Source organism: Halapricum desulfuricans (assembly GCF_017094525.1).
Classification (GTDB): Archaea; Halobacteriota; Halobacteria; order Halobacteriales; family Haloarculaceae; genus Halapricum; species Halapricum desulfuricans.
This window is the reverse complement of the sequence record NZ_CP064788.1, coordinates 1,609,553-1,628,097: the sequence shown is the minus strand read 5'-3', so window position 1 is coordinate 1,628,097 and position 18,545 is coordinate 1,609,553. Positions and strand designations below refer to the sequence as shown.

The following is an 18,545-nucleotide window of genomic DNA, read 5'->3' as shown; positions in this document are numbered from 1 at the left end:
ATCGCTGCGTATAATGACGAAAACCCCCACACAGCCGTTGCTGTGTGAGGGTTGGATATGAATGGGAGGCGGCGAACCGGCTTTCCCAGAGGCTCGCGCACTCCAGTACTCGCCGGAACGCAGGCGGGCTTATCTGCCGTGTTCGGGATGGGTACGGGAGTTGCCCCGCCGCTGTGGCCGCCTTAACGCCGACCGACGGAATCGAACCGTCGTCATGCCAATCGTCGGTGGTGGACACCGCGTGTACGTGCAATCCAGTTTCCGCCTGGACCCGTTTCCGGATCGTGCGTCCAGTATGAATGGTGGCTTCGGTCGATTAGTGCTCGCGGGCTGAACGTCTCGTTGCCTCGACGCGCACACCCCGAGTCTATCGATCTCGTCTTCTACGAGTGACCTCGGCGGTACCTCTTTTCCAGGTGGGTTTCGAGCTTAGATGCGTTCAGCTCTTACCCCGTGTCGCGTGGCTGCCCGGCGACTGCCCTCTCGGACAACCGGTACACCAGTGGCGACCACCCGTAGTTCCTCTCGTACTATACGGGCGTTCCCGTCAGGTACCATGACACCCCCAATAGATAGCAGCCGACCTGTCTCACGACGGTCTAAACCCAGCTCACGACCTCCTTTAATAGGCGAACAACCTCACCCTTGCCCGCTTCTGCACGGGCAGGATGGAGGGAACCGACATCGAGGTAGCAAGCCACTCGGTCGATATGTGCTCTTGCGAGTGACGACTCTGTTATCCCTAAGGTAGCTTTTCTGTCATTCATTGCCCGCATCGAGCGGGCTAATGAGTTCGCTAGACCACGCTTTCACGTCAGCGTTCCTCGTTGGGAAGAACACTGTCAAACCATCTTATGCTCTTGCGCTCTTCTCCGGATCTCCGACCCGGATGAGATGGTCTTCGGGCGCGCTCGATATCTTTTCGAGCGCGTACCGCCCCAGTCAAACTGCCCGGCTACCGGTGTCCTCCGCCAGGAGTGAGAGTCGCAGCCACTAGTGGGTAGTATTTCAGTGATGCCTCGGTGGCCCGCTGGCGCGGGTACCTGTGTGACGGCTCCTACCTATCCTGCACACTAGCGGCCACGTCTCAGCGACAGCCTGCAGTAAAGCTCTATAGGGTCTTCGCTTCCCCTTGGGGGTCTCCAGACTCCGCACTGGAACGTACAGTTCACCGGGCTCGACGTTGGGACAGCGGGACTCTGGTTAATCCATTCATGCAAGCCGCTACTGAAGCGGCAAGGTACTACGCTACCTTAAGAGGGTCATAGTTACCCCCGCCGTTGACGGGTCCTTCGTCCTGTTGTACCAGGTGTTCAGATACCCGCACTGGGCAGGATTCAGTGACCGTACGAGTCCTTGCGGATTTGCGGTCACCTATGTTGTTACTAGACAGTCCGAGTCCCCTAGTCACTGCGACCTGCCTCTTCCCGAGGCAGGCACCCCTTCTTCCGAAGGTACGGGGCTAGATTGCCGAATTCCCTAACGTCGATTGGTCCCGACAGGCCTTGGCTTTCGCCGCCAGAGCACCTGTGTCGGATCTCGGTACGATCGCCGTCTTCGTCTTTTCACGGGCTCCGGGGTGACCTGGCTTGCGGTATCCTGCCGTTCGATCGCTTCGTGCCGTTACGGCTTCCACGGTCTTTGACAGTTCCACCGGGCGAAAGCCCGGTCCAGGCGAACCCAAAGCGTCGACTTTTGATGGACGGCGGCACTGGAATATTAACCAGTTTCCCGTTCGATCCGCTCGAATTACGACGGATCTTAGGATCGGCTAACCCTCGGCTGACGAACAGTGCCGAGGAACCCTTGCTCTTGAGGCCGTCAGGATTCGCACCCGACTATCGCTGCTACTATGGCCAGGATTTTCGTCACCGATCGGTCCACACGAGCTCTCGCCCGCGCTTCCACCCAATCGGAGCGCCAAACCTACTCGATCAGGATGTGACTCCTGCGGTCAGGTCTCGGTGATGGATTTGAGTCCCGATCATTTTGGGCGCCTCAAACCTCGGCCGGTAAGCTGTTACGCTTTTCTTAGAGGGTAGCTGCTTCTAAGCTCACCTCCCGGCTGTCTAGGGCTTGAGACCACCTTCAGAGGATTACACTTAATCCATACTTGGGGACCTTAACCTGACGCTGGGTTGTTCCCCTCTTGGTATACAGGCTTACCCCGCATACCGGAACCTCCACGTCGCCGACGTCCGTAAGTTCGGAGTTTGACAGCCGAGCCGACCTCTCTCGAGGGCGGACACGGCAATCGGTCGCTCTACCTCACGGACTATCTCGGTGGAGACCATGCTTCGACATGTTTCGGTTGGAACCAGCTGTTGCCGGACTCGATGGGCCTTTCACCCCTACTCCCAGATCACGCGAGGGTATTGTAGGACACCAACGCTAGCGGGCCTCCACGTATCTTTCGATACGCTTCGCCCTGTCTAGGAGTAGATCGTCCGGATTCGGGTCGTATCCACGGGACTCCCCGCCCTTGAAGACGGCGGCCCTGGGGTGCGTGGACGAAGTTCCACGCTCCTGCGGCCATGTTGGTTTCCCTGCGCTTCCCCGGATGCACCGGTTAAGCTCGCCTCGCGGATACACTCCCTGGCTCGTTTTTCAAAACGTACGACGGAACATCGGCTTCCCCCGAATCTTACTGCAGGCTCGCGCCTGTCTCATTTCTCGGGGGACCTTGTATGCCCCGTCGCTCTATCGCCGCTCGATTTCAGGCCCTATTGCACCTCCCTTCTGAGGGTGCTTTTCAGCGTTCGCTCACGCTACTTGTTCGCTATCGGTCTCGAGTCGTATTTAGTCTTGGCAGACGATGCCTGCCGGATTCACGAGGGATTTCCAACCCCCGTTACTCGGGTACTGACGCACGTCGTAGTGGTCTCGCCTACGGGACTGTCACCCTGTGTCGTGCTCCGTTCCAGGAGACTTCGACGAGACGGTCTGACGATGAGAGTCAGCCCAAAACACCACATATCCCGAAGGATTCGGTTTGGACTGTGTCGCGTTCACTCGCGGTTACTGACGACATCGCGTTCGCTTTCTCTTCCTGCCGGTACTGAGATGTTTCAGTTCCCGGCGTTCCCCATTGCGCGAAGCAATTGCGGTGAGGAGTTCCTATTCGGAGATCTCAGGTTCTTCGCCTCCGTGCGGCTCCCCTGAGCTTATCGCAGCTTGGCACGTCCGTCATCGGCGCTCGAGCCGAGCCATTCACCGAACGGCACAGTAGCCACTCGATACGAAGCTGAGCGAAGCTCAGCTCCGGATAGTCGGACACACGTTTCTGATGAAACGGGTCCAGTTGACGTCTGGATTGCACGTACACGCGGTGTCATCTACACGCCCGGGGTGAGCGGTGCGTGTATCAACCCTTCCCACCCGCGCTTGCCGCGGGGTGGTGCATCGGTTGGTGCGGGCGCGATCGCCCGCGGGAGTGACCGACCCGGAATCGAACCGGGGTAACCACACGAGGTGGTGCTCTGCCACTGAGCTACCGGTCTCCCTCTCACGAGGGGCGTGAGCCCTGACAGCTCGGCGGCGACCGAAACGGCCGCCGATCACCAGGTCCTGCCGCGGTGGCAGGAAATGTGGGCTGGGACGTCGTCCCAGTCCCGATCGTTAGGAGGTGATCCAGCCGCAGATTCCCCTACGGCTACCTTGTTACGACTTAAGCCCCCTTGCGAAGCCCAGATTTGACCTGGGAATCCAGGCCTCATCCGGACCTCACTCGGGTGCTTTGACGGGCGGTGTGTGCAAGGAGCAGGGACGTATTCACCGCGCGCTTCTGACACGCGATTACTACCGAATCCAGCTTCATGAGGGCGAGTTTCAGCCCTCAATCCGAACTACGACCGGGGTTAGGGATTAGCGCCCCCTCTCGGGGTAGCGACCCGTTGTCCCGGCCATTGTAGCCCGCGTGTTGCCCAGCACATTCGGGGCATGCTGACCTACCGTTGCCCGCTCCTTCCTCCACGTTAGCCGTGGCAGTCTCCCTAATGTACCCAGCCATCGCGAGATGCTGCTGGCAATTAGGGATACGGGTCTCGCTCGTTGCCTGACTTAACAGGATGCCTCACGGTACGAGCTGACGGCGGCCATGCACCTCCTCTCTGCAACTCGGGCAAGCGCATCAAACTGGCCGTCACGATTGCAGTCGGTGCTGGTGAGATGTCCGGCGTTGAGTCCAATTAAACCGCAGGCTCCTCCGGTTGTAGTGCTCCCCCGCCAATTCCTTTAAGTTTCATCCTTGCAGACGTACTTCCCAGGCGGTCCGCTTGCGTCTTCACTGCGGCATAGCACAGGCTCGTAGCCTGTGCCATACCTAGCGGACATCGTTTACAGCTGGGACTACCCGGGTATCTAATCCGGTTCGAGACCCCAGCTTTCGTTCCTCACTGTCGGATCCGTGCTCCCGAGGTGCTTTCGCCATCGGTAGTCCGTCCGGGATTACGGGATTTCACTCCTACCCCGGACGTACTCCTCGGGTCTCCCGGTCCCAAGCCACGCAGTTTCCGCCGGACGCCTACCCGTTAGGCGGGTAGATTTCCCGACGGACTTGCGTGGCCAGCTACGAACGCTTTAGGCCCAATAAGATCGACCATCACTCGGACTGCCGGTATTACCGCGGCGGCTGGCACCGGTCTTGCCCAGTCCTTATTCACGCACCACCTTACGGTGCGCAAAAGCGAGGGCGCTATGCCCTCGCACTCGGAGTCCCCCTATCGCACTGTCGTGCAGTGTAAAGGTTTCGCGCCTGCTGCGCCCCGTAGGGCCCGGTATCTTGTCTCAGATACCGTCTCCGGGCGCTCGCTCTCACGACCCGTACCGATTATCGGCACGGTGGGCCATTACCCCACCGTCTACCTAATCGGCCGCAGCCACATCCTACAGCGCCGGAACGTTTCGGGTTCTCCGCACTCCAGCAGGAGAACCCTATCCGCTATTGGCCTCAGTTTCCCGAGGTTATTGCGGTCTGTAGGGCAGTTTGGCCACGTGTTACTGAGCTTTCCGCCACGGGTCTCAACCCGTGCGACTAGCATGGCTAAATCGGACTCCGATAGCAATGGCCTCCGGCAGGATCAACCGGAATGTTTCCCAATCGGTTGGGTCTGGCGGAGACACGCTATGTCTCTGTCCGTCATTCGATGATGCGACGTCGATACGATCGACGATTCATCACCGAACTGTCAGGGCTCACATCAGAACCCATCTGTACGGTGCGACCCGCAGGTGTGGACTCCTCATCTTTCGGGGATCGCCACTGCGGCGATCCAGGGCGTTGCAGAGCAACGCCCCCGACATCGTCATCATCGACGGGAGAAACCCCGTCTAGAGTTCCGGTGGCGTGGCGACCGAGGCCGCCGTCCGCCACCTGCCGTGTGCATTCCATCCAAGGAGAGGGGTATACAAAAACCCGTCGAAGAGGTCGGCCGTGTGAGACGCGAGACCACGGCTCTGTGACGGAATTATCATTCTTGGTTTATAGTACTGCATTTGACTTTTCGGGTTCCTCGCAGGGGTGTTCTGGCCGGCCGAGACTCCGCCGTTGCCGTGGCGGGGTTGTTCACTGTGGGGCGAGACATCACTTCGGGGGCGGCTCTCGTTCGCTATGGCCCACGAGCGGTGTTCGACATCCGGTGGTCGGGGATTAATACGCCCTTGTCGATGTTGGGGCTACTCGAACGACGCCGAGACCGCGTCGGCGAGGACCCCCGGCTTGCGGTAGTGTTTGCTCACCGGCGGAATCTCTTGATCGAGGTCGAGTAACTCGTAGACCGCGGTCATCGCCGTCCGGATGGAGTACTCGACGGTGAACACGACATCGCGCGGGAGGTCGGCGTACTGTCCGAGGAACGCCAGGTTGCGCGAGCTGTCGGGGACGACTGCCGGTCGGTCGCCAGATGTCCGGGGCTGGAAATGAGCCGTGATGAACGGCATCATGCACGGCACGCAGTCGACGCCCTCCAGAATCTCCGGCAATCGGTCCGCGCACTGGAGGTGATAGCACAGCTCTTCGAGGATCTCCCGGCCGGTGCACTCGGACATCTTCTTCTCGACGTAGTCGCCCTCCCGGTCCGGGAACAGGGCGTACCCCCAGAAGATCTTCACGTCGTCGGGCTGGTTCGCGAAGTGCGGTTGCGCAGCGACGACCGTTGACATGAGCCAGGACGAGTCGACGTAGGTCACCAGCCCGTTGCCGGGCTCCTCGTCGGTGAACTCGACGATGTGTTCGAACAGGTCCGTGTTGTGCAACGTGACGGTGAACGACTCCCATTTGGTCTCCTGAACGTTGCCGGCGAAAACCTCGGGGTCGCCGAATCCGGGGTTGTCCGCGGCGATTTCCCGCCACAGCTCCCAGGACGCGCCGGTCTCGTTCGTCTCGGGAGCCTCGTCCCACGCGCCGAGGTCCGACCCGTCGGTCATCGAGCCGTTGGTGAAAAAGACCATATCCGTGGGCTCGACCCCGATGCGCTCGGTTCCGCCGTCGATCTCGCAATGGAGTCGTTCGACGGTCCGGCCCGCTCGCGAGGTCACGATATCCATGTCGGTGACGCGACAGTCGTACTGGAAGTCGACGCCACGGTCCTCGAGCCACCGTCGCAACGGCAGGATCATCGAGTCGTACTGGTTGTACTTGGTCCGGTCGATCCCCTCCATCGTGTGCAGTCGGGGGAACTCGTGGAGGAACCGGTACATGTACCGCCGGACCTCGGCGACGCTGTGCCAGGGCTGGAAGGCGAAGATCGTCGCCCACACGTACCAGAAATTCGTCTCGAAGAAGTCGTCGCCGAACCACTCCTCGATCCGGGTGTCCCCGAGTCGCTCCTCGGGCGTGAGCAGCAACCGGAGCAACGAGATCCGGTGGCGGGTCTCCAGCTGGAACTGGGAGGCGTCGAGATGCCTGCCGTCCTCGATCAGTCGCGCCTCCGCGTAGGACGGGTGTTTCTCGTTGAACCGGTTCATCTCCTCTTTGACCGAGATGCTGTCGTCCTCCAGGGCGGGGATCGTCCGAAAGAGGTCCCAGGTACACTCGTAAGCGGGGAAGTTGAACATCCGCCCGCCCCGGATGACGTACCCCTCCTCGGGGTCGCCCGCGCCGTCCATCGCCCCGCCGACGACGTCGAGTTTCTCGTAGACGTGGACGTTCTCGCCGGGCACGTTGCCGTCACGGATCAGAAACGCCGCGGCCGCCAGCCCGGCGATTCCGCCGCCGACGACGTGCGCCTCCCGGTCGGCGACGTGCGGCGTCTGTTCAACGGGCATACGACCCCTCCGGCGTCGCGGTCGTCCGGACGCGCTCGCGTTCCGATCCGCGGTCTGTGCTCGCCTGCGGTGGTGGTAGCGTGGTCATGGATCCTCCAGTTCTGTGCCGACCAGACGGTATGCCCGACGTCTCGCCACAGAGGAACGTAGGCCGGCCGCAGCGCTAACGCTTTGCAGGATATATCCTGCAGTTCAAACTCACCCGCACGGCCATGCAGACTCTCCCGGTGTTGCAGTTCAGGCTCGTCCAATCTTGCAGTGCGAATCACTCCGCGCTGGCGACCGTGTGACCGACGAGTCGGCGCTGGCCGCGCCGGAGCCGTTCGGACAGCGCCGAGGTCGTCGTCTCGAGTGCCGCGGCGACGTCGGACAGGTCGGCTTCCCGGGGCACGTCGAAGTATCCCATCTCGTGGGCGGTGAGCAGCGCCTCGTGCTGGGCAGCAGTGAGGCCGTAGTCGTCGGTCCGGTCAATCTCGGCCTCGAAAACGCGACGTGGCCGGAACTCGACGCCGGTGTTTCCACACGCGGTCCGGAACGCGTCCAGCGCCTCCCGGTCGGCGAACTGCGCGCTGACTTTCCAGCCGCGACCGGTCACGACCGCGCCCATGGGATGGGTCCGCAGGTCGACGAGCCGCGTGTAGACGTCGGCGTGTGCCGTATCGAGAGTGACCCGGTAGCGCGACTCGACGACGGTCGACTCGAGGGGCACGTGCTCCAGGACCGGGCCGGCGTCGTCCATCGCTTCCTCGAGGCGGCTCGGGTCGACACCGGTCGTCGAGAACACGACGGCGGGCGCGCCTGCCGTCCCCGAGACCACGTCGTCGATCGTGAGGATCGTCTCGAGGGCCGCTGCAACGCCGGTCAGCGGCAACTCGGTCGACAGGAGTTCGAACTCACAGACGACGCTCATATGCGATCGTTGCACGGGTCGGGACTTAACGACAGCGAGGGTCTGGCGGAACTCGAAGAGCGCGTCGAGCGACTCGAAGCCGAACTCGAAAATCCCGACGTCGATGACGGCGAGTAGGACAGGATGTCTGCGGACGGGGGTGATTCCATCGCCCCGATACCGTCCTCGGGCGTGGCGTCCGCGCCGGTCTCGGCCCACGCTCCGAAACCACTAACCCCGTCACCCGCCTTTCGCCTTCTAATGGACTGGACGGAGAAGTACCGGCCGTCGACGCTCGCGGAAGTCCGGGGTAACGACAAGGCCCGCGATGCCCTCGAGAAGTGGGCCGACACCTGGGAAGACCACCGCGAGGCTGTCGTCCTGCACGGCTCCCCGGGGGTCGGAAAGACTTCGGCCGCGCACGCGCTGGCAAGCGACAAGGGCTGGCCGACCATCGAACTCAACGCGAGCGACGCGCGCACGAAGGACGTAATCGAACGCGTCGCCGGCGAGGCGGCCCGCTCGGGGACGCTCGCACAGGGTGGCGCTGGCCGGCGGCTGGTGGTCATGGACGAGGCCGACAGCATCCACGGCAACGCCGACCGCGGCGGCACGCGGGCAGTCACGTCACTGGTCAAAGAGGCCGACCAGCCGGTAATTCTCATCGCCAACGACTTCTACGAGATGTCCAAGGGCCTGCGCAACGCCTGCCGGGAGATCGAGTTCCGCGAGGTAAGCAAGCGCTCGATCGTGCCCGTGCTCAGGGACGTCTGTCGCAAGGAGGATATCGAGTTCGAGGACGCGGCGCTCGAGCGGATCGCCGAGATGAACAGCGGCGACCTCCGCGGGGCGATCAAGGACCTGCAGGCGCTGACCGAGGGGCGAGATTCGATCGGGGCCGAGGACGTGATCACCGGCGAGCGGGACACGACACAAGGAATCTTCGAGTACCTCGACGTGGTGATCAAGGAAGGCGACGCCGAAACCGCTCTCAAGTCATCCTACGATGTCGACGAGACACCCGACGACCTGATCAACTGGATCGCGGATAACGTTCCGAAGGACTTCGAGGGGGCGGAGCTGACTCGCGCGTACGACGCGCTCGCTCGCGCGGACCAGTGGCTCGGCCGGGTCCGGGCCACCCAGAACTACAGTTTCTGGAAGTACGCCGGCGACAACATGACCGCGGGCGTCGCGGCCGCACGCGGCGGACAGAAAGGCGGATGGACACGGTACGGGCCGCCGTCGTACTGGTCGAAGCTCGGCCGCACGAAAGGGGCGCGCAAGACCCGCGATTACGTCGCCCGACAGATCGCGACCAGGAACGGGACCAGCATCGCGACGGCACGCCGGGAGATCGTGCCGTTTCTGGCGACGATGACCCACCACTGCAAGAACCGCGAACTGACCGTCGCGATGGCCGCCGCCTACGACCTCGACGCCAGCCACGTCTCCTTCGTCACCGGAAGCGGCGAGGACACCAACAAGGTCCAGTCGATCGTCGAAGACGCCCAGCAACTCCGCGAGGAGCGGACGGCCGAGGCCGGCGGCGAGGCGTTCGCCGGACGCGCCAGCGACGACGGTGACAGCGCCACGGCGTCGGGCGACACGGACGGCCAGCAGTCGATCGCCGGCGAACCCGGATCGACGGACCGGAGTGCGTCCGCAGCGACCGACGAGGGGAAGCCGTCCGAACAAAGCGGGGCCGACGGTGACGATCAGCAGTCGGAGGACGACGGACAGACCGGACTATCTGATTTCATGTGAACGAGACCGTCCTCAGAGCGGTACATCGGTGACAGCAACACGGATGGAGAGGGACAGCGACGTCAGTCGTCGGCGGAGACGGTTTCCCAGTCGTGATCGCCGTGCGCGCCCTCGCGGTCCTGCGCGCTGGGTGCGACTCGGATGAACTCGGCGCGTTCGCGCGCGTCTTCGATCGTGTGACCGCCGACGTAGGAGAGCCCCGACCGTATCCCGGCGGCGAACTCCTTGACGACGTCGGCCAGCGGACCCTTGTATTCGGTCAGCCCCTCGACGCCCTCGTCGGCGTCCGGTGCAACCGCGTCGGTGTCTTTGTCCGAGCGTTTCTCGTTGGCGGCGGTCGTTGCCATCCCGCGGGACCGCTTGTACTTCGTCCCGTCGATCTCGACGATTTCCGAGGGCGCTTCGTCGGTCCCGGCGAAGAGACTGCCCATCATGACCGTGTCAGCGCCGGCCATCAGCGCTTTGACCGCGTCACCGGACGTGCGGATGCCGCCGTCTGCGATGATCGAGACGTCGAGCGGTGCGGCCGCGTCGGCACAGTCGTCGACGGCCGTCAACTGCGGGACGCCGGCCCCCGCCACGCGGCGGGTCGTACAGTGACTGCCCGGCCCGATCCCGACTTTGACCGCGTCGGCACCGGCCGTAGCCAGATCGCGAACCCCCTGTTTCGTCGCGACGTTGCCCGCGACGATCTCGGCGTCGGGGAACGCGTCCCGCAGGTCCGCGACCGCGTCGAGCGTCTTCTCGAGGTGGCCGTGTGCGACGTCGACCATCACCAGCGACGCGCCGGCACCAAGTACGGCATCGGCGCGAGCGATCGTGTCTTCGGCGATGCCGACTGCCGCGCCACAGCGCTCGCCGGCCTCGACGACCCGCTCGACGGCCTCGACCTGCTCGTCGACCGTCATGAATCGGTGGATCGTCCCGAGACCGCCGGCGCGAGAGAGCGAAATCGCCGTCTCGGCCTCGGTGACAGTGTCCATCGGCGCAGAGAGCAGTGGCGTTTCCAGTTCGATCCCCGGTGTGAGCTGCGTCGAGAGATCGGCGTCGTTGCGGCTGTCGACCGGCGATCGCTGTGGGACGAGCAGCGCGTCCCCGTACGAGAGTCCAGTTCGAATGTTGTTCATGCCGCCGCAGGCATAGTCGATCGATCCGGATAACGCTACCGATCTCGTTGGCGCGAGTACGTCTTCTCGAAGCGGCTCGCCGGCAGGAGAAACTCCGCGACGTCGGGCATATGCTTGACGTTGTAGACGACCTTCGCGTCCCTCGTGATCGGCGCGGCCAGACACGACAGCCGAATCCCACGGCGGATCAACTCTTCGGGGAGGATGTGGCCGACCGGCGGGGGCATCTCCCCATCGACGATCGCGACGGCGCAGTTCGTGCAGGCCCCGCCCCGACAGGCGAACGGCCAGGCGAAGCCGTTGTTCTCGGCGGCTTCAAGCAGCGTCTCGCCCGGTTCGACCGCGAACCGGCCGTGGGTCTCGGCGTCGAGGTCGGCACGTCGGGCGCGCTCGAAGAGGTCGTCGTCGCCGAGCGACCAGCCGTGGTCGTCGAGCACCTCGTAATCGAGATACTCGACGGTGACTGTTTTCGGGCGACTGTCCGGTTCGCTCGGTGTCTCGGCACCGCTGGATGCGCGGGGTTCGTCGGTCGACGTTCCGTCGTCGGAGACCGCACCGGAACGGAGCTGTTCGTAGGCATCTCTGACGGCCTGAAACTGCTCGACCGAGCCGCCCTGATCCGGATGGGTCTCTTTGACCCGCTGTCTGTATGCCTCGAGCAGTTCGGCCTCGTTGGCGTCCGGGTCGACTCCGAGCACCTCGTACGGCGAGGTCACAGATGCGGTAGGTTTCGACGCCGTAAAACCGCTCGGCAGGCCGCAAGAACTGCTCGTGGCGGCTGGCGTAGCCGGTCATATCGACGACGCACCTGGCCGGGCGACTGGTACCGAGGGCAATCAAGGTCTGCGGCGCGGGCGATCACCCGTTCTCTGTCTGTTCGTCGACTTCGCCGGCCAGTTCCGCCCCACAGAGCGGACACTCCTGTTCCCCCTGTACCTCGAACCCACAGTTCGGACACCGCGTTCGGGCTACGCTCATAGTAGACAACACGAGGGCGATCCGCATAAGAGACGACAATCGTTCGGACTGTTTACGGTGTTTTCACGCGATGTAAACGTCTCCTACGTCGAGAGGGGGACTTGCTACGTTTGTGGTCGTGAAAGGCGCTATCGGTTCAAGCAGTCGTATCGTCACCGTATCGAGTTCGTTCCGGTGTGCTTTTGCCCGGGCCGGGCGCTCACTCGGGTATGGCCGAGGACGAGGAGCTTACGTACGCAGAGGCAGGGGTGGACATCGACGCCAGCGAGGCCGCGACCGAGGCACTCATCGGCGCTGCCGGGGAGTTCGAGGGCGATTACGCCGGACTGGTCGATATCGGCCAGCAGTATCTGGCGCTGGCCACCGACGGCGTCGGGACGAAACTGCTGGTCGCGGAGGCGGTCGACGATTACTCGACGGTCGGCATCGACTGCATGGCGATGAACGCGAACGACCTGATCGCGGCGGGAGTCGAGCCGGTGGCGTTCGTCGATTACCTGGCCGTCGAGACGCCGGACGAAGAGACGAGCGAGGAGATCGGCGCTGGGTTGCGCGAGGGGGCCGAACGTGCCGGCGTCGCGCTGGTCGGGGGCGAGACCGCCGTCATGCCGGACGTGATCAGGGGACTGGACATCGCCGGAACCTGCGCCGGGCTCGCGCCGAAAGACGCCGTCTTCCCGGGCGAGGCCGAACCGGGCGACGCGGTCGTCGGCTGGCCGTCATCCGGGATCCACTCGAACGGGCTGACGCTGGCTCGCGAAGCCGTCACGCGCGACCACGAGTACACCGACCCCTTCCCACCTGAACCCGACCGCACGATCGCCGAGGAACTGCTGACGCCCACGCGCATCTACAGCGAGGTGCTCACCCCGCTTCGAGAGCATGACGCTCACGCCGCCGCACACGTGACCGGCGGCGGCTGGACAAACCTCACCCGGATGGGATCGTATCGTTACGAGATCGATGACCCCTTCGCGCCACAGCCGATCTTCGAGTTCGTTGAGGACGTCGGCAACGTCGACAGCGAGGAGATGCACCGGACGTTCAACATGGGGACCGGCTTCGTGGCTGCGCTCGACCGGGACGACGCCGAAGCCGTCGTCGAAGACAGCGACGATGCGCGCATCATCGGTCGCGTCGAAGACGGCGAGGAGTGCGTAGCGATCCGTGGGCTCGAACTGGCCTGACGATTCGCGGAAAACACCGTTGCCTTCCGTGTGAACGACGCTAGAGGCTTATGCGGCTGGATCCCGTAACCGTGAATGGAGCCGGACGGCTCCGTAGTGTCACACGCGCGGGAGTACCACTCCCGCGTCCCCCTTTGCGAACGCGATAGCTATTCTGTCGGGGTTTCGTTCGCTTTCGCGGACGCTGAGCTCGTCTTGTAGACGCGTCGCTCCCCCTCGCAGACGGGTGCTACTCCACTGCGGGAGGTCAAAACAAAGTTATATGGCCTCGTCTCCTACGCGCAGACGAGTGACGGAGACACGAGCGCACACGGAAACCGCGGTCATCGCCAAGCGGGTCGACTCGGGGAGCCCCGAGACCGCCGAGATCCGCGAACTGGCCCGTGCGGCCGGCTACGAGGTCGCCGACGAACTGACCCAGACCAGGACGGAGGATCCCGCCTATCACATCGGGAAAGGCAAAGCCGGCCAGCTGTCGGAACTCGTCGCCCGAGCTGGGGCTTCGGTGGTGATTTTCGACAACCAGCTCGGTCCCTACCAGACGTACAACCTCGGCAACCAGTTGCCGGATGGCGTCCGGATTCTGGATCGATTCCGGCTCATTCTGGAGATTTTCGGTCAGCGGGCCCAGACCCGCAAAGCACAACTGCAGGTCGAACTCGCGGAGTTGCGCTACGAACTCCCGCGGGCGGAGGCCAAGGCCAGCCTCGCCAAGCGCGACGAACGTCCCGGGTTCATGGGGCTGGGGGAATACGACGAGAGCCGCGAACAGGACATCAAAAACCAGATCGCCAACATCCGCGAGGAACTGGAATCTATCGAGGAGACCGAGCAACACCGCCGCGAACAGCGCCGCGAGTCGGGGTTCGATCTGGTGGCGCTGGCTGGCTACACTAACGCCGGCAAATCGACGCTGTTGCGACGGCTCGCGGACGATCTGGACGTCGACGACAACGAGGACCTCCACCCGGACCTCGATTCGACCGCCGAGAGTGAGGATCGACTGTTCACGACGCTCGGGACGACGACCCGCAAGGCCGAACTCGATCGCCGGGAGGCGCTCGTGACCGACACCGTCGGGTTCATCTCCGATCTCCCCCACTGGCTGGTCGAGTCGTTCAAGTCGACGCTGGATTCGGTCTATCGGGCCGACCTCGTGTTGCTCGTTGTCGACGTGAGCGAACCAGTCGAGGAGATCCGCGAGAAGTTGGTCACGAGCCACGACACGCTCTACGAGCGCAACGAGGCCCCGATCCTCACCGTCCTGAACAAGATCGACGCCGTCGACGACGACGAACTGCAACGCAAGCGCGAGGCACTGTCGGCACTCGCGCCGAATCCGGTAGCTGTCAGCGCCAGCGAGGGGCGCAACGTCGACACGCTCCGGGCGCGCATCGACGAGGCGCTACCGGCGTTGCGGCGCGAGCGGCTCGTCCTCCCGATGACCGACGACGCGATGAGCCTGGTGTCCTGGATCCACGACCACGCCCACGTTGAGGACGTCGAGTACGGCGACCAGATCGTGATCGCGTTCGAGGGGCGCCCCGAGACCGTCGAGCAGGCGCGCGCGAAGGCCAGCCAGCTCGAAGCGACACTCGAACCGTGAGCAAGCCGCTATCCGATCCGTGCCGATGAGGTAGACTTTTAGTAATACCGGAGCGAGGAACGGGGTATGCGGGACGTACTTGCTGACTGGCAGCCAGTCATCGATGAGGCGATCGCTGAGGTCCTTCCCCGGGAGATCGACGAGCAGTATCTGACGGACTTTTTCGGCGCGCCGACCTACTCGTACGATCCGGAGGCGATTCAGGGCGCGCTTTCGGACCCGATCTGGGACCTGCTCGATCGCGGCGGCAAGCGGTGGCGCGCCGTCCTTGCGGTGCAGTTGTTCGAGGGATTTGGCGCGGATCCGACGGAGTACCTTCGCTACGCGATCATTCCCGAGATCCTGCACAATGGGACGATCATCGTCGACGACGTCGAAGACGGGGCGAGCAAGCGCCGCGGCGAACCCGCCCTGCACCTCGAATACGGCGTCGACGTCGCGCTGAACGCGGGCAACGCGATGTACTTCCTGCCGCTGAAGATCGTCACCCGGAACTCGGGGGATCTCGACGCCGAGACACGCCTTGACGTCTACGAGATGCTCATGTACGAACTGAACCGGACACATCTCGGCCAGGGGATGGACATCTGGTGGCACAACAAGCGGGAAATCCAGGCCACCGAGGCCGAATACTGCGAGATGGGCGCGTGCAAGACCGGCTGTATCGGCCGGATCGTCGCCCGCCTGCCCGCCATCATCACCGGCCAGTCCGAAGAAACCGAACGACGCGTCGCCGAGTACGCCGAACGGATGAGCATCGCGTTCCAGATCGGCGACGACATCCTCGACATCGAGCACACGCTCGATCAGGCCGGCGAGTTCGGCAAGGAGTTCGGCAACGACATCCGCGAGGGCAAGAAGACGCTGATGGCGATCCACGCCGCCGAGCACGCGCCCCCGGACGAGGTGGCCCGTCTCGAGGAAATCCTCTGGGCCGAGGACAACACCGACGGGGAGATCATGGAGGCGATCGAGATCTACCAGTCGGCGGGCAGCATCGAGTACGCGCGCGAGCGTGCCGAGGACCTCGCCCGACAGGCCAGAGAAAGTCTCCCCCGGGAACAGCTCGATCGCGAGATCGCCGAGCGGCTGGCCGCGTTCACGCGGTTCGTCATCGAACGCGAACAGTAGGGATGAGCGTCGCCGATCGGAGCACGCGCGACTCCGATCGAACCAGTGGATTCGATGTCCCAAGTGAAATCTAGGAGTTCGACGCGAATCCCTACAAGCAAGAACCGCTGGTTCCGCTATCTTCAGTAGTCGCCACCTGAAAGCGACGGCTATGACCGAACCAGCGACGTCTCGACGGGGCTTTCTGCGAGCGACAGCCGGCGGGGCGGGCGCGCTCGCGGCCAGCGGGTCGGCGACCGCCCAGGCCGCCGAGCAGCCGGATTACGGCGGGTATCTGGACAGCGCGAACGGGTTCGGCGGATCGACGACCGACCTCCGGGGCCAGGAGGAGGTCACGATCGCCGTCGGGGCCGGCAGCGACGGCTACGCGTTCGATCCCGCGGCCGTGTGGGTCGATCCCGGGACGACCATCGTCTGGGAGTGGACCGGGGCGGGCGGCGACCACAACGTCGTCGGCGAGAGCGTTGAGTTCACCTCCGGCGATCCCGTCGGCGAGGAAGGCTACACCTACGAGCAGACCTTCGCGGAGTCCGCCGTCGTCACCTACTACTGCAGCCCACACGAGAACCTCGGCATGCTCGGCGCCGTCGCCGTCGGCGATGACATCCCAACCGTCGAGGTCGGCGGCGAGACCGGACCGTCGGTGTCGGGCGATGCGAAGGCGCTCGGCGTCGCCTCGGGCGTCGCGATGGTCTCGACGCTCGGTCTGGCGTACTTCTTCATGAAGTACGGCGGTGACTACGACGACCTCGATACCTGACTACGAGGACTCCAACGGCCCCGAACCCTGGTGGTCTGTGCCCGTCCGTATCTCGAGTTCGGCTTGCCTGGACTCGCCTTCGAGTTCGGTCACGAGGCGTTCGACGATCCGTTCGGCCTCCTTGCGAACGAGCGGCCTGGCCTTCTCGATAACCCAGTTCAGTGAGACGAACCGGGGGAGATCGATCGTCCCCTTGCCGGCGGAATGAGGATCGTAGTGTGCGAGAAACCGGATTCGCGTCGCGGCGTCCCGATCGTCCGGCGGACGTGCAGATTCAAGCACCCAGGCGCCGCGAGCGTCGAGATCCTTCGTGAGTCGCCAGTCGATCCGGTCCGGCGGGTCGAGACCGGTGACTGTCGAGTGGGCCGTATAGGAGAGTTTCCACCAGGCGAATCGCAGTCGGTAGTTCGTTCCGGCTGAACCGTCCCCGTCCTGTCGGACGTCCCGGAGATACTTCGAGAGAGACGCGTACCGCGGGAAGTCCACGAGAAATCCGTAGACGTCGGCTTTCGATCGGTAGACGACGGTGCTGACTTCGATCGTGTCCACACCGTCGCTGCGGCTTCGGGAAACAAAAGGACTCGCCCCTCCAAGAGCCACAGTTATGGGCATCAGTCTCGATTGTTCAGGCGATGTCAGAAGACACCGGTAATTTCGAGGGTTACGGGGGCAGACACGTTCCCGAAATGCTGGAGGAACCGCTGGAACATCTCGCGGCGGCGTTCGACGAGATCGTGCAAAGCGAGGCGTTTCAGGAGGAGTTCCGGACGATCCTGCGACAGTACGCCGGACGGCCGACACCGCTGTATCACGCCGAGAACCTCTCCGAGCGGTGGGGCGGCGAGATCTACCTGAAACGCGAGGACCTGCTGCACGGCGGGGCACACAAGATCAACAACGCCGTCGGACAGGCGCTGCTGGCCAGAGAGGCCGGCAAGGAACGGCTGATCGCCGAGACCGGGGCCGGCCAGCACGGCACCGCGACGGCGATGGCCGGCGCCCTGTTCGACATGGACACCGAGATCTATATGGGCCGCAAGGACATCCAGCGCCAGCGGATGAACGTCTTCCGCATGCGACTGATGGGCGCGACCGTCACGGAGGTCACCCGTGGCGGGGAGGGACTCGCCGACGCGGTCGACGCGGCGCTGGAGGACTTCGCACAGCACATCGAGGACACGCATTATCTGGTCGGCAGCGTCGTCGGACCCGACCCGTTCCCGCGGATGGTCAGGGAGTTCCAGTCGGTCATCGGGAAGGAGGCGCGCGAGCAGAGCCTCGAACAGATCGGACGCCTGCCCGACGCCGCGGTCGCCTGCGTCGGTGGTGGCTCGAACGCGATCGGGCTCTTCCACGCGTTCCGTGACGACGACGTCGCCTTCTACGGCGGCGAGGGCGGCGGCGAAGGGGCGGGCTCGAAGCGCCACGCCGCCCCGCTGGACGAGGGGACCGACGACGTGATCCACGGGATGAAGACTCGGGTCATCGACGACGACACCGAAGTACACTCCGTGTCGGCCGGTCTCGACTACCCGGGCGTCGGTCCCGAGCACGCGATGTTCCGCGAGACGGGTCGCGCTCAGTACCGCGCCATTACCGACGACGAGGCGCTGGAAGCGTTCCGGACGCTCAGCGAGGAAGAGGGGATCATCCCCGCACTGGAGACCAGCCACGGCCTCGCGATGGCCAGGCGAGTCCTCGAAGAGACCGACCACGAGACGATCGTCGTCAACCTCAGCGGCCGGGGTGACAAGGACATGGAGACCGCCGCCGAGCACTTCGATCTCGGCTAGCACGGCGTCGCGATGCCGAAAACCCATATGGTGGGATCGCCTAT

Annotated in this window: 11 protein-coding genes, 1 tRNA gene and 3 rRNA genes; 6 read left to right on the top strand and 9 right to left on the bottom strand. The window is 63.8% G+C overall.

Going from position 1 to position 18,545, the window contains the following annotated elements; genetic code table 11:
- Positions 1-63 precede the first annotated feature (63 nt).
- The 6 genes from rrf to HSR122_RS08385 all read right to left on the bottom strand — a co-directional run bounded on the left by rrf (position 64) and on the right by HSR122_RS08385 (position 8,173).
- Positions 64-185 (bottom strand): 5S ribosomal RNA (gene rrf / locus HSR122_RS08410).
- 112 nt (positions 186-297) lie between these two features.
- A 23S ribosomal RNA gene (locus HSR122_RS08405) occupies positions 298-3,238 on the bottom strand.
- Between the two features lie 195 nt (positions 3,239-3,433).
- Positions 3,434-3,500 (bottom strand) — tRNA-OTHER (locus HSR122_RS08400).
- Between the two features lie 120 nt (positions 3,501-3,620).
- Positions 3,621-5,089, bottom strand: a 16S ribosomal RNA gene (locus HSR122_RS08395).
- Together the 16S, 23S and 5S rRNA genes with 1 tRNA gene alongside form the textbook arrangement of a ribosomal RNA operon.
- Positions 5,090-5,673: 584 nt before the next feature.
- Entirely contained in the window at positions 5,674-7,263 is a 1,590-nt protein-coding gene (locus tag HSR122_RS08390) for an oleate hydratase (RefSeq protein ID WP_229109144.1), read from the bottom strand.
- 265 nt (positions 7,264-7,528) lie between these two features.
- The gene (locus HSR122_RS08385) at positions 7,529-8,173 is read right to left on the bottom strand and encodes a helix-turn-helix domain-containing protein (protein WP_229109143.1); all 645 of its coding nucleotides are present in this window, start codon (positions 8,171-8,173) and stop codon (positions 7,529-7,531) included.
- Positions 8,174-8,413: 240 nt separating this feature from the next.
- Here HSR122_RS08385 and HSR122_RS08380 point away from each other — a divergent pair, with 240 nt between their 5' ends.
- Positions 8,414-9,919 carry a replication factor C large subunit gene (locus HSR122_RS08380; protein WP_229109142.1) on the top strand — a complete coding sequence of 502 codons (1,506 nt, stop codon included), beginning with the start codon at positions 8,414-8,416 and terminating at the stop codon, positions 9,917-9,919.
- Between the two features lie 62 nt (positions 9,920-9,981).
- Here HSR122_RS08380 and HSR122_RS08375 read toward each other — a convergent pair whose 3' ends face one another.
- The gene (locus HSR122_RS08375) at positions 9,982-11,046 is read right to left on the bottom strand and encodes a guanosine monophosphate reductase (protein ID WP_229109140.1); all 1,065 of its coding nucleotides are present in this window, start codon (positions 11,044-11,046) and stop codon (positions 9,982-9,984) included.
- A gap of 35 nt (positions 11,047-11,081) precedes the next feature.
- Complete coding sequence (fer, locus tag HSR122_RS08370; RefSeq protein ID WP_229109137.1) at positions 11,082-11,762, bottom strand: ferredoxin Fer; 681 nt, start codon at positions 11,760-11,762, stop codon at positions 11,082-11,084.
- A 471-nt stretch (positions 11,763-12,233) separates the two neighbouring features.
- Here fer and purM point away from each other — a divergent pair, with 471 nt between their 5' ends.
- From purM to HSR122_RS08350, 4 genes are all read left to right on the top strand, one after another.
- Positions 12,234-13,211 (top strand): phosphoribosylformylglycinamidine cyclo-ligase, encoded by a 978-nt coding sequence (gene purM, locus HSR122_RS08365; protein ID WP_229109135.1) that lies wholly within the window; start codon positions 12,234-12,236, stop codon positions 13,209-13,211.
- Positions 13,212-13,500: 289 nt separating this feature from the next.
- Complete coding sequence (gene hflX, locus HSR122_RS08360) at positions 13,501-14,817, top strand: GTPase HflX (protein ID WP_229109133.1); 1,317 nt, start codon at positions 13,501-13,503, stop codon at positions 14,815-14,817.
- Between the two features lie 66 nt (positions 14,818-14,883).
- The gene (locus tag HSR122_RS08355) at positions 14,884-15,948 is read left to right on the top strand and encodes a polyprenyl synthetase family protein (protein WP_229109128.1); all 1,065 of its coding nucleotides are present in this window, start codon (positions 14,884-14,886) and stop codon (positions 15,946-15,948) included.
- A 151-nt stretch (positions 15,949-16,099) separates the two neighbouring features.
- Positions 16,100-16,708, top strand: coding sequence for a halocyanin domain-containing protein (locus HSR122_RS08350; protein ID WP_229109127.1), 609 nt, complete (start codon positions 16,100-16,102; stop codon positions 16,706-16,708).
- On the opposite strand, the gene HSR122_RS08345 is transcribed toward HSR122_RS08350, so the two are convergent.
- Positions 16,709-17,257 (bottom strand): type II toxin-antitoxin system RatA family toxin, encoded by a 549-nt coding sequence (locus HSR122_RS08345; RefSeq protein ID WP_229109126.1) that lies wholly within the window; start codon positions 17,255-17,257, stop codon positions 16,709-16,711.
- Positions 17,258-17,340: 83 nt separating this feature from the next.
- Between HSR122_RS08345 and trpB the strand changes: the two genes are divergently transcribed.
- Positions 17,341-18,501, top strand: a complete 1,161-nt coding sequence (gene trpB / locus HSR122_RS08340) for a tryptophan synthase subunit beta (RefSeq protein ID WP_229109124.1) — start codon at positions 17,341-17,343, stop codon at positions 18,499-18,501.
- Positions 18,502-18,545: the final 44 nt, after the last annotated feature.